A 23,614-nucleotide genomic window follows, 5' to 3' on the forward strand; every position below is an offset into this window, starting at 1 on the left:
TCACATGAAAATTATTAGTGCATGGATCATATATAGACTGTATTAATCTATAAGTTTCTGTAACTTCTACTTAATCAGCTAATGGCATACCTCTAACCCCTAATCCTCCATCACTCTCAATAATCGTTCCTGTCATGGCTCTCGCTTCATTAGAAGCAAGCAGGACATAGGCCCCCATATGGTCTTCAGGCCTTTGTGCAATTTGCAGTGGATTCCGTCTGCGGATTAGTCTTTCTCGTTCAACAGGGTCTAACTTCTTTACACAATCTTTTAAAGGCGGAATAGCACCTAAGTTTGTAATTGTACCTCCAGGCGATACACCGTTTACTCGAATTTCAGGAGCTAGCTCATAAGCAAGTTCTTTTATTAAGCCAACGACAGCATGTTTACTCGCCGTATAAATGGGTCCTCCACCGTTTGGATAAAATGCAGAGTTAGAAACTGTTGCGATAATCGTTCCGTTTGTCTTCTTTAATTCCTTGAAGCTCGCTTTCGCACCGTGAAGTAACCCTTTTACATTTATATCAAAAATCATTGAAAAAGCTTCATCCATTTTATCTTCCGGTAATTGCTCAAGAGAAACAAAACCATCAAATACACCTGCATTTGAAACAAAGATATCGACTTTCCCAAAAGCTTCAACCGTTCTTTTTACTACTTCTTTATGGTCAGCTAAGTTTCTTACATCGCCGCAAAAAGTTATGATCGCTACACCAAGTTCATCTTGCAGACTTGCTAATCTGTCTTCTGAGAGATCAAACACACAAACGAAGGCACCCTCTGCTACATATCGCCTCGTAATTGCTTCACCAATTCCCGATGCCCCTCCAGTAACAATAGCGACTTTACCTTTTAATGCATTAGACATAGCAACTACTCCTTTATTTTCCATTCTAACTTTTCTACCTTTAAACAAATATGGCTAGATTTCGTGTATCAATCGTTGTTTGGTCGACAATAAAGAAGCGCTTTGAAAGCTTCCATTCCCCATCGATATAAGTAAATTCATCTTGGCGTTCTCCAGAAATTAAATCATGGTGTATATCCGTTGTCCGGTTGCGATAAATGAGTAAATAGCTTCTCACCACCGCTTTTTCATTTTCCGTATACTCTTGAACGGTTACATTACTTACGTATCGCCTTGTACGAGAAGGAGGAATTTCTGCCCATGCATAATCGGTTTTTAAACGATCTACGCGCATTTTCATTGTTTCATAGTCATCTTCGAACGTAAACATATCTGTAGAATAATCAGGGCGTTCAATCCCATCTTTATTGACACGAACAGGCATTTGATATTTTAAATTCGGATGAAGGAGGTTGTACCAGCTATCAAAATCAATATTATCTAAAAAGCTCGCTTCATTATATAACCAACGCTCAAAATAGAAGGTGGCTAGCATCAACTCTTTATTCTCCATCTTCGGTCTCCTTTCTTCCACGATTTAATAACTCCAACCAATACTTGTAGTAGTTCCGGTGACTTGCTTCTGTAAACTTGTCATCATAAACAACACCAGGGCCAGGGAAGTCTTTAAGTGGCTCACGATGTAACCCCATCGTGTAATTTAAGTTCATTTCCCTTATTTGCGGTAAAATTCCTTTTGCAGCAGCAGTGATATCTGTAAATACTTCGGTATCATCTTGTTCAAAAATACCAGAAGGACTAAAGGTTAAAACAAACGATTCTCTTGAACGGCGCTTCCAGTCCTCTGATGCATGTTTCTCTACTAAAAACCATGTGATCACTTCCATCTTATCTGGTCCAACAGGTCTCCATTGGCGAAGAGACGTATTAGAGATATGCTGCCCTTTAATTTCTGTATGCGAGACTAAAAATGAAAGGTTAGGAAACAGATTCCCGTTTGTATTTTTTAAATTAGAAATAATTTCAAATTGCTCAGGTGATAAGTTTTCTTTATATTCTGGTATGAGCTCTTCTGGAAAGGCATAAATCGGATTGGGCATCCCAATATTACAGCCATGACCATTTTCAGTATGAACTTGAACTCCTTTTTTCGAATATTTCGGTCCAGGTACCATTCCTAATTGGGCAATGGATCCATGAGTAACCATCGTGTGGTAGGAGTCACCGACAAAATTATCTGCTCCTGTTTTCCAATGCGAATGAATAATATACCGTTGTGGCGGACCTAATACAACCATTTCGGCACGGCAAATCACTAAATCCCAGTAAAATTTAAAATCACCTAGAAAATCTGATAATGGTTCTGGATCAGGATTCCACGTTCCAAAAATACATCCTTTATACGTTTCGATCGTCACTTGATGCAAAGACATTTTTTCTTTATCGAGTGTGTCACCATAAATCTCTTTTTGGAGCGGAACACCGACTAACTTCCCATTATTCTTAAAGTTAAAACCATGGTACGGGCACGTAAATGTCTTTTTATTCCCGTGATCAGCACGGCAAAGCTTCATTCCGCGATGGGTACACATATTATAGAATGCTCTTATTGTCCCCTCATCGTCTTTTGCAATGATAATTGAATACCCAGCTAAATCTCTCGTAATGTAATCACCCTTATTGGCAATTTCACTTTCATGGCCAAGAAATAACCAAGTTTTCATAAAGATTTGTTCTTCTTCTAATTTATAAATCGTTGGATCGCCCAGAATAAAAGCTGGTATTCTTCCTTCCTCTGGGCAAACCGTTTCGTTAATATGATCTAGAACTTCGTTTCGGCTCATTTCAGATACAAGTTTCGTTTTATTCATGAATACACATCCTCCCCTTTATGTTTCTATCCATTAAACCTCATATTTTTCTAAAAGTTCAATAATCACTTTAAAAGTTGAGGTTGTATCCATATAGGCATAACGCCCTCGATTGTTCCAAAAGTTTCCTTTTTGGATAACTGGGTAACCCATCTCTTCCAAAATTTTAATTTTGTCATCTAAATTGTCAACAACAAAAGAAATATGATGGATTCCTTCTCCTTTTGTTTCTAAATGTTCTTTCCATGTACTTGGAGAGTCTAGTGCTGGTTCAATTAATTCAAGTTGAATTAACGGCGTATTAATAAACATAAATTGACCCTTCGCTTCAGTAGGCTCTCCTCTAAAAGTAATATGCGTAATTTCACTTTTCCCTGAAGGTATAACCGCTGGCTTTTCTACTCCTAGTAACTTACAATAGTGATCTGCTGCTTTATGAAGGTCACAAACTACGATCGCAATTTGCGTTAGTTTATCTGTACCTAATAGCGCTTTTTCATTTTTTCCGTCACTTTCTAACGGCTTATATGCTTCTTCACGTTCTAATAGCTCAATAAGTGTTTTATGTGTATCTAATGTATCTACGTAAGCATATTTACCATTACTTGACGTAAATTCACCTGTCTGCACCAACGGAAAACCTTCCTGATCCATCGTTTCAAGACCTAGTTTAACCGCATCAACATCAAACGCAATATGATGAATCCCTTCTCCGACTGTATCTAAATATTCACGCATCGTACTAGGCTCTGGATTCGGTTCAATTAACTCAATTTGAACAGAAGGTGTATTGATAAAAACAAGTTTACTACGTGCTTCAGACGGTTGACCATTATAAACTACTTTTGAAATTTTACTCGGTGCTGTCAAAAACCACTCTGGCTTTGGAATTCCTAATAATTTAGCAAAAGCATCTCTAGTTGCTTCAATATCTTCTACGACAAAAGCAATTTGGTTCAATGTATTATTTCCTAATAACGGTTCATTCGTACCCATCTAAAACACGCTCCTTTTAATCTATGAACTGTGATTTATTGTAAATAGGAAGTTTTCGTTTTAACCAACTCGAACGTCTTCCCCGATATTTTTTAAAGTTGATAAAATACTTAATGCTGCTAAAAAACTCGTTTTCGGATTACTTGGCATCGGATTATTTTCTATATTAATGGAAAAGGTGCCAAAAGCCCCTTTTGCCTCAATTGTATGAATATTTTTATCGATCGTTGGGTCGGCAATAATTTTTACTTTCGTTGCCTCAACCCCGATACCTGCTAAGGAAAGTACAATCGACACATTTACATTTTTCGGGAATTGTGCAATAGCCTCTTTCGCTGAACCTTCATAAATAACTTTTGCTTCTGTAATTTCTTGTGTTATTAACGAATGTGCCGGCTTTCTCGTTGTAATGGAAACATAGTCTACCGTATCAGCCGCAATCGCTGATTTTATAATATCTAATCCTCCAATTGCCCCAGATGGAAGATAGACGGTTGTTTTAAACTCTTTACATATACGTTTGATTTTTGCGTCAAATTCAGTATCAGCAAATGCTCCAACGCTAATTACTAAAAGGTTTTTTCCATTTCTTAGAATTAAAGGGGCGTATTGTTTGGCAACTTCGAGATTTGCTGCTTCAATGACTAAATCGAGGTCTGCTGTAAGGAACGTTGCAAAATCATGATAAGCAATTGCTTCATATTTCTCTGCAAGTGCATTGGAACGTTCACTATTTCTACTATAAATAGAAGTAATTTCATACTTGTTATTTGGGTCATGGTTTATTTTTTCTAACAAAAACTCTCCAATGTTTCCTGAGCCTATTAGTCCAATTTTCATTTTCTTCTACACCGCCTAATTCGCAAATCCATAAGAGTCTGTAAAAAATTCTAGTCCCCCGTAAATCGTTTCTGTCGATAAACCACTTTCTTTTAAACCTGGAAAATCGAGACGTAAATCTTTAAAGATTGTATGGTTATTATGGAATACGGCACCTGCTTGAATTCGGTCTGCTAGTTTAATTGCTAGACTCTCATCTTCAGTCCATACCGATGCTCGTAAACCAAACTCGGTATCATTGGCTAAATGAATGGCCTCTTCAGTATCAGAGAAAGGTAGAATTGGTACAATCGGTCCAAATTGCTCTAATTGAACGATGTCACTAGTTTGTTTTACTCCGGTAACAAATGAAGGTAACATGAAATACCCATTTTCCCAAGATTCATCATCGAGTTTTCTCCCACAATTCACTACATTTGCACCTTCTTGGATCGTTTTATTTTTTAGGTCGTTCACAAAATCAAACTGAGATTTATTGTTTATTGGACCCATTGTCGTATCTGGATGTAATCCATTGCCGACAACAATACGGTGAAAATCTTTTTCAAGCTTCGTCACGAATTCTTCGTAACGAGATTGATGAACATAGATTCTTTTCACTGCCGAGCAAACTTGACCCGCGGCACGTAAGACAGCACCTCTCATATTTCGAATGGCTTCATCATCTAGTTTAGCATCCTGTAATACGAGTGCTGGATCATTTCCCCCTAATTCTAACGACAGTTTTTTTACTGTTGGCGCACAATTTTTAATGATCTCTTTACCTGTTTCCGTACTGCCTACAAAGGCAACTGCTTTTACTTTCGGATGACTACAAATCGTATCGCCAATTACTCGTCCTGAACCTGTCACAATATTTATGACACCTTGCGGGAAGCAGGCTGCAACTTCCTTTAAACAATTCATGACCGTTAAAGGACAATCTGTTGCTGGTTTAAAGACAACGGTATTACCTGTGAGTAATGCAGGAACCAATCGTTTAAACGTTAAAATCATCGGTGAATTCCAAGGAGCAATAATGGCAGTCACACCACGCGGACGCTTTCTTATCTGCACTTTTTGGTGTTCATTGCTAAAATCCTGTACTTGCCACCATTCTTTGAGTAAGTCAGGTCCTTTTTTCATAATTTCTACACAACGACCTAAATCCTTTTTCGCTTCTATTAAAGTCTTTCCGTTTTCTCGAACAAACAATGAGATGTTTTCAGAGATGATTTTTTCTAATTTACTAGCTACAGCTAGCATTAAATTGGATCTTTCTTCAATTGTCGTTTGTGACCAAGTTTGAAACGCTGAAGAAGCCGCTTCAACCGCTTGGTTGACATCATCTTGGGAACAGAGAGCAATCTCACCGACTACTTCTTTTATATTGGCTGGGTTTATAACTGGTTTGACATGAGAAGACGAAATCCACTCTCCATTTATTAAATACATTCCTGATATGGAAGGAAAATTATCTTTTACTAGCACTTGTATTCCTCCTTTATAATTTTTTCGGTTTAAATGCCGAAGCTGCTCCCGGAGGTCCTGCAAATGGCTTAGCCATTGGCCCAACCGCATTCATATCTACAACGATCATCGTCGTTTCATTTCGTTTCGTTGCTGCTTCTATTTCAGTTGCAAATTCTTGTGGTGAACTGATTTTTACCGAATAAGCTCCCATGGATTGGCCTAACAAAGCAAAGTCTGGGCTTAATAAATCAACAGCAACCTGTCTACCGTAAGCTGCATCTTGGATATTCCTTAAAACTCCGTAGCCACCATCATCAAATAGAACAATAATTAATGGAAGCTTTTCTTGAACAGCAGTTGAAAGTTCTCCAACGTTTACCATAAACCCGCCATCACCTGCGATTAATACAACTTGACGATCACGGTTCGCAATCTGAGCTCCAATTGCTGTTGGTAGACCTTGCCCAATACCGCCACCTGAAGCGTGAATTGAATTTCTTGGTGCTGAAATCTCAAGTAACCGACTTCCCCACACATTGGCTGGAACGGTTACGTCTCTCACATAAATTGTTTCACGAGGTAAGCTTTCTCTCATACTATCTAAAATTTGTTCATATGGCCCCAGTGTGCTTCGTAAATGGTCACGAAGTTTATTTCGTAATGCTTTTATTTCTTCTACATACGATTCTTTACTTGGCAACTCACCAATTTGAGTATTTAAACGATTGATCACTTGTTTTGCATCGCCGACTATGCCATAAGAAACAGGATAATTACGATTCATCGCATCATAGTCGCCATCAATAGCGATATGGTTTTCTGGAGCTGTTATTTTCCAGTTCGATGTTTCGTTGCTTCTAAAGCGAACGCCGATACTAATTAATAAATCCGCATCCGCCATTAAGTTTCTCGTATCTTCATAAGCTGCAAAATGACCAATACATTGATCATGATCTTCTGGAATAATTCCTTTTCCTGACTGACTTGTAATGACAGCAGCTCCTAAGTTTTCAGCGAGTGTTAAAACTTCTTCAGAAGCATTGGCAGAAATTGCTCCGCCGCCAACCCAAAGAACTGGGCGCTTAGCTTTTGTTATCGAAGCAATCACTTCTTCAGGTATTGAAACAACCGGCTTTACTGCTTCACTATTATTTTGAAAATCTACGACATTACTTTTTTCAATAATTGCTGATTGATAATCAATTGGAATTTGAACCGTAATCGGGCCTGATGGTACGGCGAATGCCTCTTTAATCGCTTTTCGAATGAAGAAAGAAGTTTGTTCAGGGTTCCGTAATTGATACGCTTTTTTACTACAGCCTTCCATCATTGAAAGCTGATCTTTCATCTCATGAATATAGCCTTTTCCTGTACCGATATATTTAGATCCAACTTCACCGGTTAAATGTAAGATAGGTACACCCGCACTCCACGCTTCAACTAATGATCCTGCCGCATTACCAGCTCCTGTACCTGTACTTGTAATGACAACTCCTAATTTTCCTGTTGAGCGAGCATATCCATCTGCCATATTAACGGCACCACTTTCCCCTCGAGAACATACAAGATGAATACTACCCTCTCTTAAAATCGCATCGTAAATTGGCATATTGTGAATACTTACGATTCCAAAAGCAACTTCAACCCCAGCTTGAACGAGTTCTTGAACAATGGCATCTGCCGTTGTAAATTCCATTCCATAGACAGCCATACATTACCCACCCTTTATTGTAGTTATAATGTTTTCCCTAACCCACCAGCTACTTCAATTGTCGTTCCTGAAATATAGCTGGCTCTTTCAGACGATAAAAAGAGAATGGCACTTGCCACTTCATCTGCTTCTCCAACGCGACCTAGTGGAATTTTTCGCTTTTGCGCTAAATCGTTATAATACTCTTCCACAGGAACGTCCAGATTAGACTGTAATCTTCTTCTTTCCCATTGATCCGTTTTAATTAACCCTAAACTAACCGAGTTGACGAGAATATTATCTTTTGCAAATTCATGGGAAAGTGTTCGACTTAAATTGAGTAACCCAGCTCTTGTTGCAGCTGTTGCCACCATATGTGGTTCTGGCTCTTTTGAAAGAGTCGCGTTAATATTGACAATTCTCCCACCATTTTTTTGCTTCAAATAAGGATAAACTGCTTTTACCGCATAAATAATCGCAAAATATTTTAGCTGAAATTGTTCTTCCCATTGTTCGTCTGTAATATCAAAGAAATGCCCCATAATACTTTTTCCTGCTGAGTTTACTAAAATATCAATGCCACCGAATGCTTGAGCCGTACCTTTGACGAATTCATCAACATCAGCTTTTACCGTTACATCACATGTTTTTGCAAAAATTCGCTCACTCGGAGCGTACTCTAGTAAATAATTGACCGCTTGATCTAGTCTTGATTGATCACGACCACAAATGGCAACATAAGCACTCTCTTCTAAAAAACGTTGAGCTGTTTTCAAACCAACTCCTGAAGATCCGCCCATAATGACAGCCACTTTTGAATTTAACCCTAAATCCATAAAATTACCTCCATTTATTAATGAACGTTTCTTTCTGCCTTAAACCAGCCTTCATCAGGAACGCCACCCATTGCTTTCCGCGCTTCAGGTGTTGGTGGTCCAGCAATTCCCCATTGGTCCATCAGGTGAGGAACCCGTTTCCATACATGCGCTCTCCAAGTTGTTTCATCTTCAATAGTCGCTAAGTAGCATGTATATTCCATAACGAACCCACCTGGATCTTGAAAGTAACAGAAAATATTATCGCCAGGGCCGTGTCTTCCTGGTCCCCACAATTCTTTATATCCGTTATTTCGGATTTGGGCGATTCCTCGCATAACTTCATTTACACCATCCACTTCATACGCAATGTGGTTGACCGCACTGTGACCTTCCTTGTTAAAGGCAATACAGTGATGATTGGTATTGCAGCGGATGAAACACATTTGATGTTCGCTCCAATCCGAAATCTTAAATCCCAATACACGAGTATAAAACTCTACAGCATCATCAAGATTGGCCGTATTGAGTACAACATGGTTTAAGAGCATTGGGTTTGTAGCCACTTTTTGTTTCCAATGGTTTGTATGAATCTCAACCCATGCCGATAATTCAATACAGCGGTTTTCCGGATCAACGAATCTGAAGCCATACCCTCCACCTTGTTCATCTAAATAACCGGGCTCAGATACAATTGGGCAACCTTCTTTTTTAATTTTTTCATATGCTTGATCAACTGCAAATTTATCAACAAGCCCAAAGGCTAAATGGTGAAGTCCTTTTTTATCACCAGCTTTTAAATGCAAGATATGATGTTCTGGACCTGAGCCACGAAAATAGATATTTTCGTTATCTTCATAAACTTTATCTAGTCCCCATATTTCTTGATAAAAGTCAGCTTGCTCTTTTATATTTGGGGTAATTAAACTAATATGTCTTAAATGAGTAATCCCTAGCAATTGAAAAACCCCTCTCTCCTCATTTTTTGTATCTTATACGAATATGGAGACCTTATTAGATCTCCATATTCGTTCGATTTTCTTTTCCTTATTTATTATCAGCTTGCTGTATAATTGCATCTCTTTCTTTTGCACGCTTCAAACGCATTTCTTCTAAAGGTGTTCCTTCTGGATAAGTTGGTAATTGTGGTTTAGGTGCTCCTAGCATAACAAGCATCATCGCATCTTCATCCCCGTCGTTACGAATGCCACGATAGTATCCTGGAGGGCAACTAATGCAATCTCTTTCGTTCAATTTGATTTCGTAGTCATTTCCTTCATGTTGAAGAAGGGCTGTTAACTTTCCTTTAAGAACAAAGAATACTTCTTCAACATCTGAGTGAAGGTGTAGCGGTCCGATACAACCTGCTGGCAAAACCATTGTACTTAATGTAAAGTTTTCAGCTTCAATGACATTGGCATCTTTATTTGCAGTTGCACCGCGGCCAATATAACGCATTTGCGCTCTTTTATAGCGCGGATCAATTTCTTCTTGGAATGATAATACTCCCCAATCTAGTTTGCGATCTTCTAATCTAGCTACATATTTTTTTTCAAATTCCTCAATTGAAAATTGTTGTTCTGACATATAAAATTCCTCCTAAAATTATTTTGTGTTTTATATATAAAACACTGTTTTTTATTATATACATATTGTATTAAAGCTAAAAATAGATGTCAATAAACATTGTTCGAATTGTTCGAATTTTTTACAATGTTTTATTTAGCCTAATTGTTTTATTTATACTTTTCACATGTGTTTAATCGGAATTATGCATATGTTTATGCTATACAATAAGAAAGATTTGATTCAATGAATGGGAGTATAGGTCCAATGGGTTGATTCTTTTAACCATTGGACTTCTTTACCCACTTTAATTAAAAATATTAACACTGTAACTAATTGTCGATGAAATATCCTTTGCACATCTACATACTTTTGTAATGACGTCTCCGATGACTTCTTCATTTAAAGACTGAATTGGCGCTGCTACATTCACAGAAGCTACCACACCATCATGATTAAAAATAGGAGCTGCTACTGAGCGAATATTAGATTCAAACTCACCATCACTTATGGCATAACCCTTCATTTTAATTTCTTCTAACTCTTTCCTAAATTCTGTAAGCGTTATTTTCGTACGCTCTGTAAATTGTTTTAAATTAATACGCTCTAATTTTTCGTTTAACTTATCCTCAGATAAATAAGCTAATAAGCATTTCCCCATCGCTGTCGCATGGGCTGGCAAACTTGATCCGACATTGATTGTAACCGTCGTTACCCCCATTGTTGGCATTCTTCCAATATAGACAACTTCAAAGTTTTCTAATATCCCTAGGTGAGATGAAAAACCCGTTTCATCTCGTAATTGTTCCATAAATTTTCTTGATAATTCAGGGAGTTGCAATGTATTCATATACGAAAAACCTAGTTCTAATACTTTTGGTGTTAAACTATATCTTTTTGTGACTTCATCTTGATGTAAATACCCTAAATCTTGTAACGTATAAAGTAATCGGTATGGTACCGTACGACTTACCCCTAAATACCCTGAAATTTCAGCTAACGAAAGCGTTGGTTGTTCTGGACTAAACATTTTTAAGATCTCCAGACCCCTTACTAATGAGTTCGAAAGGTATTTACTTTTATCTTCCTTTGCCATGAGCGATCCCCTCCATTTTTAAGCTATTTCTATTATATTAAACAAGTTGATATTATTCCTATTATATGAAAGCTTATGCTATTTTCCATTATTATATATATAGTGCGTGTGCTTTTACAGTATATATAGGAGGAAAGGGTTTAAAAGACTCTCCATACAAGGAAGAATTATATGACTTTAATTTCCTTTACATAAGTAAAAATGATCTCATTAAAGCTTTCTGGGTCTTCTTGATAACAGAGATGGCCTGTCTTAGGAATAATATACATGGTAGAGTAAGAAAGTTGTTCATGGAAAAACTGTGATTCACTTACAGGAGTAACGCGATCTAGTTCCCCACATATGATTAACGTTCGAACTGCAATGTTTTTTAGCGCATTCATTGGATTAAAATGATATAGACAATTTGCGACGGAACGATATCCAGATGGACGAATTTGTGCCATAATTTCTTCAGCTTCTTTCTTTACTTCTTCAGAAGCATACGGCGAAAGCAAATTCGGAACACGCAGCTTCGCTATTTCTTTCGGATTGAGATTGTCAATCATATAATAGCGATCGTCCCGCCTCTTCTTGTTTTCTTCTTCTGTTAATGCAAAGCCACCGCGTGTTGAGCTTGCTAATATTAATCCTTTTACTTTTTCAGGGTATTTGGCACAAAACTCTACAGAAATTCCACTTCCCATTGAATGTCCCAATAAAAAAACGGTTTCATACGAAAGGGCATCAATAAATTGCTTTAGTACATCAGCAAATTCAATAAACGACTGGAATTCTACTTTTTGATCAGAGCTTTTCCCGTAACCTGGCGCATCCCAAGCAATAACTGTGAAATGCTCTTTTAATGATTCCACTTGATTTTTCCATGAGCGGGAATTGTTACCTAAACCATGTAATAATACTAATGGTTCCCCTTGACCCTCAATGACATAATGAATTTGGAAATCTCCTGCCTGAACAAATGGCATTTGTTTACCTCCCTAAAGAACAATTACTTCCAAAAAATAAATCTATTTTGTACAAGATCTAAACAAGTACTTAATAAATAACCGACAACACCAATTAATAATACCATCGCTAATACCGTCTCTTGTACGAGTGAAGATGATAAATAAACTAATAAATACCCCATTCCCTCAGTTGAGCTAATCATTTCTGTTAAAATCGCAATAATTAATGCTAAGGGAACAGCCATTCGGAGGCCTGTAAAAATTGCAGGGGTTGTTGCTGGTAATAATACTTTCCAAAACATTTTTCGATCGTTAGCTCCCATATTTTGTGAAGCCCAAATATATAAATGGTTAACACGTAAAGCCCCATAATACGTACTAATTACAATAGGAAATAAACATTCTAACGTAATTAATAAAATCTTCGAACCTGAACCTATACCAAGAATAAATACTAAAATAGGATAGAGCGCAACCCTCGGGATTGGATAACCAATTGAAAGCATTGGCTGTATTAATGTGTTAAACACATTATAGCGGCTCATCATTAACCCGATTGGAACTCCTATAACGGCTGCTAGTGTAAAGCCGACGATTACACGATACATCGTTACAGATAAATTATCCCAAAACATACTAGAAGTTGCGATATCAAAAGATACTCCTGCTACTGTGAAGAAAGAAGGAAATAACCTTTCCGGAAACACACCCGTAATTGCAATAATTTCCCACAAAATAAAAAGAATAAATATCGACTGATACTTTATTATTTTATTCAATATTTTTTTTACCATGTTTTCACCCCGTTACGTTTGGCACTTTGCTAAAAATTAGACTAGGCAACTATGCTCGCTTTATATCCCACCATAATACTTTGCTACGAATTTTTAATAAAATCCGATCAAAAATGAAACCTAAAGTCCCGATAAATGCAACTGCAGCAAACATAATATCCGTTCTTCCTACAAGATCAGCATTTAATATTAAAAATCCGAGTCCAGACCCATTAGATGCACCAATGATTTCAGATGAAAACATCATGACAAACGTTAACCCTAAAGAAATTCTTAATCCATCGAATATTTTAGGCAGAGTACCTGGAAAAACAACTTTATATAGGAGTTGAATCTGAGATGCTCCCATATTTTCTCCAGCCCATAAATGAACTTGTTTAATAGAGCGAACACCGTCTCTAGTTGCTACAAAACTAGGAAAAAATGCCGTTAAAAAGATAATTAAAATTCGCGTGGTGTCTGTCATCCCAAACCAAACCATAAGAATAGGTAATAATGCTACCTTTGGAATAGGATTTATTGCGTTTATTATAGGATCAAAAAAATTACCTATTCTTTTATAGTAACCTGCTAAAATACCAAAGCCTACTCCGATCACTACAACTACAATAAAGCCTAGTAAAGAGCGATAAAGACTTGCTTCCATATGGGCAAATATCTCTCCACTACTTACCAATTGCCACATTGCTGTTAAAATAGTGGATGGACTTGAAAGATAGGTTGGGATCCACTGAACAAGTGCTAATCCCTCCCAGATCAACATCAACACAATAATTTCTATAGCGGCAATTTTTTTGAAATTCTTATCCATTGACAACCTCCGGAGTGCTTGTAACTGGTTTATGGTGTTCTTCGTGCAAGAGATCCCAAATATGATTGCGGTAGTCTCTAAATTCACTAGACTTATATAAACTTAAATCACGTGGTCTTTCAAATTTAATATCAATAATTTCTGATATTGTTGCTGGTCTACCAGAAAAGACAACAACTTGGTCACTTAAAAAGACAGCTTCTTCAATATCATGTGTAACAAATAAGACACTTTTTTGTGATTCACTCCAGATTCGTTGTAATTCGACTTGCATCTCTTCTCTCGTTTGTGCATCTAATGCTCCAAATGGTTCATCCATTAGTAATACATCTGGATTAAACGCGAGTACTCTTGCTAGCGATACTCTTTGTCTCATTCCACCTGATAATTGAGAAGGTAAATGATTTCTAAAATCCCATAAACGAACGAGCTTCAAGAATTTTTCAACAATTTCAATTCGTTTGTCCTTTGAAACTCCTTGAACATCTAATCCCCACGCGACATTATCAAATACATTTTTCCATGGGAAAAGTGCAGACTCTTGAAACATCATCCCCCGGTCTGGACCTGGCTTTTCAACCTCCTTCCCCCTAATTCTTACGGTTCCAGAGGTTTTTGGAATAAAGCCACCGACAATGTGTAAAAAAGTACTTTTCCCACAGCCACTAGGACCTACAATACTTACAAATTTTCCTTCAGGTATTTCCAAACTAATATCTTGGATAGCAAGAACCTCTTCTTTACTAGAAGAATAAACTTTTCTTAAATTTTCAATCTGCATCGCAGGAATTTTGTTTTTCATCGTAGCTTCCTCCTTGAAAGAGTGTTTCATTTTTTTGTGAGGAAAAAAAGTAATTACTTTCTTCCTCACAAAAAACAATTACTGTTCTGGTAAATAAGACTCATCAAGCAGTTCATTTACATCAAATGGTGCATCTAGCCAACCATCATTCACCATGATTTCTTGAACCTTTTCCCAGCCTTCTTGATCTAAATATGCCGATCTGTTACTATCCGTCATACCAACATAAATGGCTGGATCAGCTTGAACTTTTCCTGCATCAACGATCATTTGTCTAGCATCTTCACCATTTTCCATATAGTAATCTACAACCGCTTGATAATCCGCTAAGAAATCTCTAACTGCATTTTCATTCTCTTCAATAAACTTAGGATCAAAGAAAATAACTAAGAAATCCTCATCTACTGGAATACCCGTTTTTGAAGTAAATACAGTCGTAAATTCACCACTAGCTTCAGCTTCTGCAAAAAATGGTTGAGGGAATAACCCTACATCAATTCTTTTCGATTTAACAGCTTCTGTCATAGCTGGAATTGGGGTAATTGCAAATTTTACGTCTTTATCAGGGTCTAAACCAGCACTTCTGATTGCACTTCTTGCCCAAAGGTCAGCTGGTGATCTAAAGTCAGAAATACCAATTGTTTTACCTTTAAGATCCTCAACACTTTCGATCCCTGATTCTTTTAAAGCCATAAAGGCGTTATTAAACCCTTCATTTGGAGTATCCTTTGTCAAAACAGTAACCACTTTTAAATCAATGCCTTGTTCATGAGCGATCATCGATGCACCTTGTCCAAGAGAACCAGCGTCAAGTTGTCCTGCTTGATAAGCATTGAGCCTGTCTGCATTCGCTCTGAATTGAGAAACATTTAATGTATAACTTTTCCCTTTGTTAGGAGCTAATTCGTCATCTGCAATTTCTAGCAACCATAGCGTTTCCTCAGCAGCATATCCTCCACCAAATCGAATTTCGACAGGTTCTGCATTTTCAACAGCTTCGCCACTTCCAGCATCCTTATTCTGAGAAGTTTCAGTTGGAGTACTAGATTCACCGCCACAGGCTATTAACATTCCAACCATGAACGAAACCATTAAACTTAAAAATAAATATTTCTTCATCAATAATCCCCCTATGTTCTGCATTAGATTCAATACCATTGTGAGTTAAAACTGTAATCCATTAAGGAAATTCGTCTAATTCACTCTAGTTGCTAAATTGAGTCTCGATTGCCTCCTCTCTTTTATGTTTTGTATATAAAACACTGTTTTTTCTATATACATATTGTAAATAGTTTTTAAGTATAAAGTCAATTGCATTATTTTAATTTTTAAAAAATTCGGTTAAGTAATCTCACATATTTTTGTAACTTCCGAACATTTATATTAAAGCGCTTACATTTTGTGAGTAATCTTTAGCTATTGCTTATCTATTATAATTAAAACAAGGTATTCTTTCGGAAATTGCTAAAAAAATTTTTTTCTATTATTCCTACTGAAAAATTTCTACCAAAGTAAACCCTAATAAAATCATAATAAAAAAATGACTCCAGCCCTTTACTAGAGTCATACACTAATACTTCTATATTGTTCATTTAAGCGGCACAGCTGAATTTTATTGTAACTGTTTGAGTTGATCAATATAAGAAAATGCCCGGTCCATTTCTTCCTCCGAATAATTTTGCTTCTTTTTGACCGTCATGACTTTTTCAATGATTTCCTCTTTTGACAGCTCATCAAAGTAAAGCACTGTTGAAACGAGTTCAAGAAACCGCGAGCTTTGATCATTCATACTTGACACGGACGGCTGAATGTTCGGCAATTCAAGATTGTACATCTTCAGGAACTTGACCCCTTCATCCGTCAATATGTACCGGTATTGTTGATAACCACTTTTCGTTTCTAGCGTTTCTTGTAAAAAACCGAGGTTGCATAGCTCTTCAATTCGAAGTGTGAGCTCTTCTGAATACGGTCCAAACATATGAAACTTAAATCGTTCTGAAAATGGAATGTTTAATTTTTTAGAGATATAAACAATCTTTTGCAGCTTTTTCCGTCCAACAATTTCACCCGCTTGTTGAAACATGAATAACAGCTTTACATGTTCCTTTAGCAAAACGCTCCTCCCCTTCATTTAAAAAGAATGTCTTTAATTTTTTGCTTTATCGTTGCATTCTCTGTTTCATCCTCTAGAACATCGAATGGAAAGTATAATTTGTGGTCCGTTCGTTTTTTTCCAGAAATCGCCTCTACGACTTCGGATTCACGAGACAATTCGCGAATTTTTCCATTTGGCATCTGCAAATGGATCGGCAAACGCTCTTCTTCTTCACCAGGGCGATAAAAATCGTACGGCAGGTCAGAAGATGAGTCTACTACGAGATAGTATTCAGGGTTAATGCCAGCTTCATGGAAAAGCTGGTAAAGTACAGGCCATTCCTTCATTTGCAAATTTGGATTAAATTCGACATATTTAAACAATCTTCTATTTAAAAATCTACCACAAAGATCACTTAAAATGCGATCATCTTCATCCTGCCAAATTTGGAAATAATAAAGGATTATCGCCTCATCAAGCCGCAAATAGTCTTCAATACTCATATTTTCATTAAACAGCGAATAAAAGTGAATCGGCTCTTGTTTAAACTGGTACCCCGTCTCATATAAATGCTTCGTTCGCCACAAAATTTTACTTAAAATCACTTCTGCACTGCGCGTGACAGGGTGAAAATAAACTTGCCAATACATCTGGTAGCGGCTCATAATATAATCTTCGACCGCATGCATCCCACTTTGCTTAATAACCACTTGGTCTTCTAACGGCCGCATGACTCGTAAAATTCGTTCCATATCAAAATGACCGTAGCTAACCCCTGTAAAGTAAGCATCTCGTTGCAAATAATCCATCCGGTCCGCATCAATTTGACTAGAAATTAAACTGACGACTAACTTGTTGTTGTATGTTTTTTCAATAACATCTGCTACTTTTTGCGGAAAATCGTCCCCCATTTTGCGGAGCACTTCGTTGATTTCTGTTTTTCCAATAATAATTTCTCTCGTCCACTCTTCGTGGTCGGTATTAAACACTTTTTCAAAGGAATGGGAAAAAGGGCCATGACCGACATCATGCAATAGCGCCGCCGCTAAACATAATAGCCGTTCATTATTATCCCAATGAGGCCGTCCTTGAAACACTTCAATAATTCTCCGTGTGATTTCATAAACTCCAAGCGAATGATTAAAGCGAGAGTGTTCCGCCCCGTGGAACGTGAAAAATGTCGTCCCTAGCTGACGAATGCGGCGTAAGCGTTGAAATTCTCTTGTACCTATCAGCTCCCAAATGAGCGTATCCCGAACATGTATGTAACGATGGACAGGGTCTTTAAACACTTTTTCTTCACTTAATTGACCATTTATATTTTGCATAAAGCACACTCCATCTCCATTTTACTATCTCTATTATACTAAAGAAGAGAAAGGTTGTCCTAAAGCTTGAAGCGGCTTAACGAAATATAAACATTTCAGGATTTGACAGCAATGAAGGAAGGGATTTTTATTTTTTGGGTAGTTTATTCTCAACTTCGCATCGTTTATTTTTAAGTTTAGGACTTTTATTTTCTAGTTCGTGGCTTTTATTTTCAACTTTCTCTATTTTATTTTCAACTTTGACCAATTTAAAGATTTCTCGACAAAAACAAACAAATGTCGACACAACCGAGCAACGTATTCAGTAATTTTTCTATAAGTAAAAAGCTATCCGAAACACTAAGGATCAGATAGCTTCATTTTAATTTTTTTCCGACTTTTTCAATGAGTTGATCTTCATTTGCAGCCGATATCGGACGGTTATTGACCATCGTAAAAGACTTTTTTCGGCCTGGCCCACAATACGATTGACACCCGATATGAATTTCTGCATCAGGGTCGAGCTTTTTTAACCGAGGCAATAAAGTTTTTATATTCGTGGCTTGGCAAATGTCACATATGCGAAATTCGTTTGCCATTATCGTTAATTCCTTTCATTTCTTTATGGTAAGATAAGATGAATAATGTCTTTTATTCACAAAGGATAGTATACCATATCTACTATCGTTCGCAATCTTTAGCGATTTTAGACGTATTTTTAGTTCCAACTTTAAGGAGTAACGTTTATGAATACATTAACCCATCATCTTACTAACCGACCTTGGCGGTTTATTGATCAGTCAACACTAGGGCGTTATTTTGAGGCTCTTCAGTCATTTGCTTATGACGACGCATTATGTATAGCGGTTGGAACCAGTTCTTCTGATTCAATTCTAAGGACGTGGGTTCACCATCATACGGTTGTCCTCGGCATTCAGGACAGTCGGCTTCCTTTCGTTCAAGAAGGTATCGAATATTTAGAAGATCAAGGGTACCATGTCATCGTTCGGAATTCTGGCGGACTTGCCGTTGTTCTCGATGAAGGTATATTAAATGTGTCACTCATTCTTAAGGAAGAGAAAAAGTTTTCCATTAATGACGGATATGAGTTTATGTTTGCCCTTATTCAACAGCTGCTGCTCCCTTACGGAGTGGACGTTCATGCAAAAGAAGTCATCGGTTCCTATTGCCCTGGTTCCTATGATTTGAGCATTGACGGCAAAAAGTTTGCTGGTATCTCACAACGGCGCATCCGTGGCGGCGTTGCCGTACAAATTTACCTTTGTGTAAGTGGAAGCGGCAGTGAGCGTGCGAAGCTCATTCAAACATTTTATAGCCGTGCTGTGCAAGGCCAGCCAACAGCATTTGAATATCCGAAGATCGTCCCTGAAACGATGGCATCATTAACCGAACTACTAAATGAAGAACTAACGGTTCAAGCAGTTATTCATCAGCTGCTACTTACATGTAAAGAGCAAGGGGCTCACCTTTCTTCCTCTTCCTTTACGGAATTAGAAATGCAGTCCTATGAAGAACAGTACGTTCGCATTATTAAACGGAATGAGCGAATCAACGGATAAATTCAAAGTGCCAGGCATCTCCAATGCTGTAAAAGCATTAAAGGTGCCTGGCACCGTTTTTATGTGGCTGTTTTTATGCTAATACTTTTCGTGTGATCGATTGCATCGCTGTAATGAGGGAGAGTTTATAGACGTCAGATACATTACAACCACGAGATAGATCGTTTACTGGCTTGTTTAACCCTTGTAAAATCGGTCCAATCGCGTCATATCCACCGAGACGTTGAGCAATCTTATAACCTAAGTTTCCTGACTCTAAGCTCGGGAAGATGAATACGTTCGCTTCCCCACGTAATGGCGAATCTGGAGCTTTCTTTTGAGCAACAGCTGGAACAAACGCTGCATCAAATTGGAATTCACCATCAATGACTAAATCCGGTCGTGCTTGTTGTGCTAACTTTGTAGCTTCAGATACTTTACGTGTTTCGATTGATGATGCGGAACCTTTCGTTGAAAAGCTTAACATCGCGACTTTTGGATCTAATCCAAAAACTTTTGCAGTTTCTGCTGTAGCAATCGCAATTTCCGCTAATTCTTCGGCATTCGGAGCAATATTGATCGCACAATCACCAAATACAAATTTTTTATCACCTTTAACCATAATGAAAACACCTGATGTTTTCTTAATTCCTGGCTGAGTTTTAATAATTTGTAAAGCAGGTCGTACTGTATCTCCTGTTGAATGAGCAGCTCCACTAACTAAGCCATCTGCTTTATCAAGATGTACAAGCATCGTGCCAAAATAATTTTCTTGCATTAGTTTTTCTCTCGCACTATCTTCCGTTTCTTTTCCCTTGCGGCGTTCCACAAAAGATGCAATTAATTCATCTAAATATTTATATGATTTGGGTTCAATGATCTCGACGTCTTTAAAAGTAACGCCAAGCTCTTTTGCTTTTGAAAAAATCTCAGTTTCACTTCCAACTAAAATGGGCTTAACAACTTCATCATTTGATAACTGGCCGGCAGCTTGTAAAATTCTCTCATCAAAACCTTCTGGTAAAACAACATTTGGGTAATGACTTTTCACTTGCGCTTTTATTTCTGTAAAGAGATCGCTCATTATTCTTCCTCCTACCATTGATCAGATGACCTTACCATAAGCATACTCCTCTTTATTTGAAAAATAAACCACCTTGGTTAATGTAGTAAAAATGAAAATTTTCTATCATTTTACATATTACATTCAATCATTATATTAATAAATTTTTCCAATATATCCGCTATAAATTACGATTAAAGTACTCCTTTTCATCGTTTCCTTCTTCGCCAACGCTCATGCAATCAAAAGCTCGCTAATATTTTACAAAAATAACAGCAGCTTCTTTTTTTCTGAATTTTCATTATTTATTGTTGATAAAATGAATATCTATTCATTATAATGAAAGGAGCCGAACAATTAAGGGAGTGGATTGGAATGGAACATCAACCTGTAATATATGAAGGAAAACAAAATGTCGCCACGATTACATTAAATCGACCTAGCGTCAAAAATGCCATTAACTTAGCGATGCATCAGGAGCTTTACCGTGCATTTCAACAAGCCAACGAAGACGATGAAGTTCATATGATCGTTTTAACAGGGTCAGGCGATGCTTTTAGTTCTGGAGCCGATTTAAAAAGTTTTGCGACAGAAGAAGTAAGCAATATTGATTATGGTGATTATTTAAAAGAGACTTATGATAAACTTTTACTATTTATGGATACGATCCAAAAGCCTACTGTCGCGTATATCAATGGTATCGCCGTTGGAGCCGGCTTGAGCCTTGCCCTCGCTTGTGACTTCCGGGTAGCTGAGTATGATGCGAAAATGGGATTAAGCTTCTTAAAAATTGGCCTCGTTCCTGACGCAGGAGCCTCATATTACCTTCCCCGACTCGTCGGCCTTGGAAAGGCGCTTGAAATGTCTCTAGGTGAACCCATTTCAGCGGAAGAAGCCTACCGAATTGGCTTGGTTCATAAAATCGGACAACCTGATGAACTCGTTGAACAACTTCTACAGATTCCAACCGGTGCATATGGACTCATGAAAAAAAATATGCGCTCAAGCTATGAACATTCATTAGCTGAAGTCCTTAAAATGGAAGAAGATGCCCAAAGTGTAGCAGGAAAAACGGACGAACATATTGCTGCTGTACAGCGATTCTTAAAAAAATAGCCATAACAGAAAGCTAACTCAAACGCTCGCATTTAGCTACTAATATGAGTTAGCTTTTCTTCTTTTTAAATGAAAAACTACGTTCTTTTTTATATGTGAATCCTTTTAATTTCTTTATAAATTCGGTTGTTACCTCATTTAGCTCCCTTAAATTACTGTCTACACTATTCCCTATGTAGGTAATATGGAACAGTTTCACCTGTTTATGGTATAGTATGTTTTGGTACATATATTTTCAAATTTAAAAGGAGTGTTAGTATGAGTGAAGCAGCAATTACTTTAGATGGTTGGTATTGTCTACATGATTTCCGCGCGATCAACTGGCCTGCATGGAAGACGCTTTCTAGTGAAGAACGTCAGCAAGTATTAAACGAATTCATTGGAATGCTTGAAGAGTGGAACCAAACCGAAGAAAACAATGAAGGTAGTCATGCGCTTTACACGATTGTTGGGCAAAAAGCTGACTTTATGCTTATGCTACTTCGTCCAACTATGGAACAACTGAACGAAATTGAAACAGTATTTAATAAAACTCGTTTTGCTGAATATACAATTCCAACGTATTCTTACGTGTCCGTCGTGGAATTAAGCAATTATATGGCAGGTAAAGACGGTGGAGACCCGATGGAAAATCCAGAAGTACGCGCTCGCCTCTTCCCTAAGCTACCAAAAGCTAAACATGTTTGCTTTTATCCGATGGACAAGCGTCGTCAAGGAAACGATAACTGGTACATGCTACCGATGGAAGACCGCCGTAACATGATGCGCAGCCACGGCATGATTGGACGTCAATATGCAGGTAAAGTAAAGCAAGTTATCACTGGTTCTGTTGGCTTTGACGATTGGGAATGGGGCGTAACGTTATTTGCTGACGATGTTCTGCAATTTAAAAAACTAGTCTATGAAATGCGTTTTGATGAAGTGTCAGCTCGTTTCGGTGAATTCGGTTCTTTTTATGTCGGAAACCTTCTAAATGTCGACGGAATCGAGCGTTACTTTCACGTTTAAGCTCTAAATCATTTCGTGAAAAATCTGAACTAAGAAAAGCGCAAGCGCCCGTTTACTGACGTACGGACTGGACTGAACCGCAGGAAATAAAGGAAACTCGGGTGTTCGGTAGTGAGGCGATGTTGACTTATCGTACGGCGGTGAGGGAAGTCTCGCTAGTCAGTGGGCGCTGCAGCTAGACATTGAAAAGCGCAAGCGCCCTACTTATCGGCGACAAGCGCTGGAGCCCTACCACTTTAAACTTCATAGCATATTTAAAACCAGCTCAATTTTGAGACTGGTTTTTTTGTATCGATTTTCAGGAAAAAGTCATAGTCCATTTTTTCCTAACATATATTTGAACTAACTGTGTTTGGGTATGCCGTAACATTACGGTACTGTAAAATTCCATACAATCATAAAATTCCTCCAGCCCATCACGAACGGCACCTAACGAATAGGAGGTGAACAAATGGCCGTTATCAAAGCGAACAGTAATGACATCGATATGTTAGCCCGATTGATGCGTGCTGAAGCTGAAGGTGAAGGTGAACTCGGGATGTTGATGGCAGGAAATGTAATGGTCAACCGAGTTCGGTCAGCTTGTCTAGATTTTGTTGATATCAATTCGATTCCTCGGATGGTATTTCAATCCCCAGGTGGTTTTGAAGCGACACAGAAGGGGTACTTTTATCAAAGGGCTCGGGAAAGAGAGCGCAGGCTCGCAAAAAAGCTAATTGATGGAGAAAGACATCACCCAGCAGAATTTTCTTTATGGTTTTTCCGTCCAGAAGGTGCTTGTCCTGCTCAGTGGTGGGGGCAATGGAACTCAGGACGTTATAAGCTTCATTGTTTCTATACACCATTAGCATCCGACTGCCCGCAAGTTTACAGTGTGTACTAATAATTATATATGATAAAAATGAAAAAGCTAAA

General features: G+C 37.8%; 24 protein-coding genes. 4 read left to right on the forward strand and 20 right to left on the reverse strand.

Annotated elements, in window-relative coordinates:
* Positions 1-70: 70 nt before the first annotated feature.
* The 19 genes from hcaB to J0N78_RS12485 all read right to left on the reverse strand — a co-directional run bounded on the left by hcaB (position 71) and on the right by J0N78_RS12485 (position 18,552).
* The gene (hcaB, locus tag J0N78_RS12395) at positions 71-868 is read right to left on the reverse strand and encodes a 3-(cis-5,6-dihydroxycyclohexa-1,3-dien-1-yl)propanoate dehydrogenase (protein ID WP_209123415.1); all 798 of its coding nucleotides are present in this window, start codon (positions 866-868) and stop codon (positions 71-73) included.
* A gap of 40 nt (positions 869-908) precedes the next feature.
* Positions 909-1,442 carry an aromatic-ring-hydroxylating dioxygenase subunit beta gene (locus tag J0N78_RS12400; protein WP_307794926.1) on the reverse strand — a complete coding sequence of 178 codons (534 nt, stop codon included), beginning with the start codon at positions 1,440-1,442 and terminating at the stop codon, positions 909-911.
* Positions 1,411-2,739 (reverse strand): aromatic ring-hydroxylating oxygenase subunit alpha, encoded by a 1,329-nt coding sequence (locus J0N78_RS12405; protein WP_209123416.1) that lies wholly within the window; start codon positions 2,737-2,739, stop codon positions 1,411-1,413. Before J0N78_RS12405 ends, J0N78_RS12400 begins: the two co-directional genes overlap by 32 nt.
* 33 nt (positions 2,740-2,772) lie before the next feature.
* Positions 2,773-3,735 (reverse strand): VOC family protein, encoded by a 963-nt coding sequence (locus J0N78_RS12410; RefSeq protein ID WP_209123417.1) that lies wholly within the window; start codon positions 3,733-3,735, stop codon positions 2,773-2,775.
* Positions 3,736-3,795: 60 nt separating this feature from the next.
* A complete protein-coding gene (locus J0N78_RS12415; protein WP_209123418.1) occupies positions 3,796-4,575 on the reverse strand; it encodes an aspartate dehydrogenase in 780 nt (259 codons plus the stop codon).
* Positions 4,576-4,590: 15 nt separating this feature from the next.
* Positions 4,591-6,045 (reverse strand): aldehyde dehydrogenase family protein, encoded by a 1,455-nt coding sequence (locus tag J0N78_RS12420; protein ID WP_307794927.1) that lies wholly within the window; start codon positions 6,043-6,045, stop codon positions 4,591-4,593.
* Positions 6,046-6,058: 13 nt separating this feature from the next.
* Entirely contained in the window at positions 6,059-7,738 is a 1,680-nt protein-coding gene (locus J0N78_RS12425) for a thiamine pyrophosphate-binding protein (protein ID WP_209123420.1), read from the reverse strand.
* A gap of 23 nt (positions 7,739-7,761) precedes the next feature.
* Positions 7,762-8,553 carry an SDR family oxidoreductase gene (locus J0N78_RS12430; RefSeq protein WP_209123421.1) on the reverse strand — a complete coding sequence of 264 codons (792 nt, stop codon included), beginning with the start codon at positions 8,551-8,553 and terminating at the stop codon, positions 7,762-7,764.
* Positions 8,554-8,570: 17 nt separating this feature from the next.
* Positions 8,571-9,491, reverse strand: coding sequence for a VOC family protein (locus tag J0N78_RS12435; RefSeq protein WP_209123422.1), 921 nt, complete (start codon positions 9,489-9,491; stop codon positions 8,571-8,573).
* An 88-nt stretch (positions 9,492-9,579) separates the two neighbouring features.
* The gene (locus J0N78_RS12440) at positions 9,580-10,119 is read right to left on the reverse strand and encodes a cupin domain-containing protein (protein ID WP_209123423.1); all 540 of its coding nucleotides are present in this window, start codon (positions 10,117-10,119) and stop codon (positions 9,580-9,582) included.
* Between the two features lie 286 nt (positions 10,120-10,405).
* Positions 10,406-11,194: an IclR family transcriptional regulator gene (locus J0N78_RS12445; RefSeq protein WP_209123424.1), complete on the reverse strand. Its 789-nt coding sequence runs from the start codon at positions 11,192-11,194 to the stop codon at positions 10,406-10,408.
* Positions 11,195-11,361: 167 nt separating this feature from the next.
* Positions 11,362-12,162 (reverse strand): alpha/beta fold hydrolase, encoded by an 801-nt coding sequence (locus J0N78_RS12450; protein WP_209123425.1) that lies wholly within the window; start codon positions 12,160-12,162, stop codon positions 11,362-11,364.
* Positions 12,163-12,185: 23 nt separating this feature from the next.
* Positions 12,186-12,938, reverse strand: a complete 753-nt coding sequence (locus J0N78_RS12455; RefSeq protein WP_209123426.1) for an ABC transporter permease — start codon at positions 12,936-12,938, stop codon at positions 12,186-12,188.
* 49 nt (positions 12,939-12,987) lie between these two features.
* Positions 12,988-13,749 carry an ABC transporter permease gene (locus tag J0N78_RS12460; RefSeq protein WP_209123427.1) on the reverse strand — a complete coding sequence of 254 codons (762 nt, stop codon included), beginning with the start codon at positions 13,747-13,749 and terminating at the stop codon, positions 12,988-12,990.
* The gene (locus J0N78_RS12465) at positions 13,742-14,551 is read right to left on the reverse strand and encodes an ABC transporter ATP-binding protein (protein ID WP_247747277.1); all 810 of its coding nucleotides are present in this window, start codon (positions 14,549-14,551) and stop codon (positions 13,742-13,744) included. The genes J0N78_RS12460 and J0N78_RS12465 overlap by 8 nt, the downstream gene beginning before the upstream one ends.
* 78 nt (positions 14,552-14,629) lie before the next feature.
* Positions 14,630-15,670, reverse strand: coding sequence for an ABC transporter substrate-binding protein (locus tag J0N78_RS12470; RefSeq protein ID WP_209123428.1), 1,041 nt, complete (start codon positions 15,668-15,670; stop codon positions 14,630-14,632).
* 493 nt (positions 15,671-16,163) lie between these two features.
* On the reverse strand, positions 16,164-16,664 hold the full coding sequence (locus J0N78_RS12475; RefSeq protein WP_209123429.1) for a YwgA family protein: 501 nt from the start codon (positions 16,662-16,664) through the stop codon (positions 16,164-16,166).
* A gap of 14 nt (positions 16,665-16,678) precedes the next feature.
* Entirely contained in the window at positions 16,679-17,974 is a 1,296-nt protein-coding gene (locus tag J0N78_RS12480) for an HD domain-containing protein (RefSeq protein ID WP_209123430.1), read from the reverse strand.
* A 356-nt stretch (positions 17,975-18,330) separates the two neighbouring features.
* Complete coding sequence (locus J0N78_RS12485) at positions 18,331-18,552, reverse strand: YuzB family protein (RefSeq protein ID WP_209123431.1); 222 nt, start codon at positions 18,550-18,552, stop codon at positions 18,331-18,333.
* Positions 18,553-18,699: 147 nt separating this feature from the next.
* Here J0N78_RS12485 and lipL point away from each other — a divergent pair, with 147 nt between their 5' ends.
* Positions 18,700-19,533, forward strand: a complete 834-nt coding sequence (lipL, locus tag J0N78_RS12490) for an octanoyl-[GcvH]:protein N-octanoyltransferase (protein ID WP_209123432.1) — start codon at positions 18,700-18,702, stop codon at positions 19,531-19,533.
* A 73-nt stretch (positions 19,534-19,606) separates the two neighbouring features.
* Here the strand turns inward: lipL and pta are convergent, their stop codons facing one another.
* Positions 19,607-20,596 (reverse strand): phosphate acetyltransferase, encoded by a 990-nt coding sequence (pta, locus tag J0N78_RS12495; protein ID WP_209123433.1) that lies wholly within the window; start codon positions 20,594-20,596, stop codon positions 19,607-19,609.
* Between the two features lie 354 nt (positions 20,597-20,950).
* On the opposite strand from pta, the gene J0N78_RS12500 reads away from it, so the two are divergent.
* The 3 genes from J0N78_RS12500 (at position 20,951) to J0N78_RS12510 (ending at position 23,582) form a co-directional block, all read left to right on the forward strand.
* A complete protein-coding gene (locus tag J0N78_RS12500; RefSeq protein WP_209123434.1) occupies positions 20,951-21,691 on the forward strand; it encodes an enoyl-CoA hydratase/isomerase family protein in 741 nt (246 codons plus the stop codon).
* 258 nt (positions 21,692-21,949) lie between these two features.
* Entirely contained in the window at positions 21,950-22,699 is a 750-nt protein-coding gene (gene hemQ / locus J0N78_RS12505) for a hydrogen peroxide-dependent heme synthase (RefSeq protein ID WP_209123435.1), read from the forward strand.
* Between the two features lie 451 nt (positions 22,700-23,150).
* Positions 23,151-23,582, forward strand: a complete 432-nt coding sequence (locus tag J0N78_RS12510) for a cell wall hydrolase (protein WP_209123436.1) — start codon at positions 23,151-23,153, stop codon at positions 23,580-23,582.
* Positions 23,583-23,614: the final 32 nt, after the last annotated feature.

The organism is Alkalihalobacillus sp. BA299, from assembly GCF_017745675.1.
Classification (GTDB): Bacteria; Bacillota; Bacilli; order Bacillales; family Bacillaceae_F; genus Alkalihalobacterium.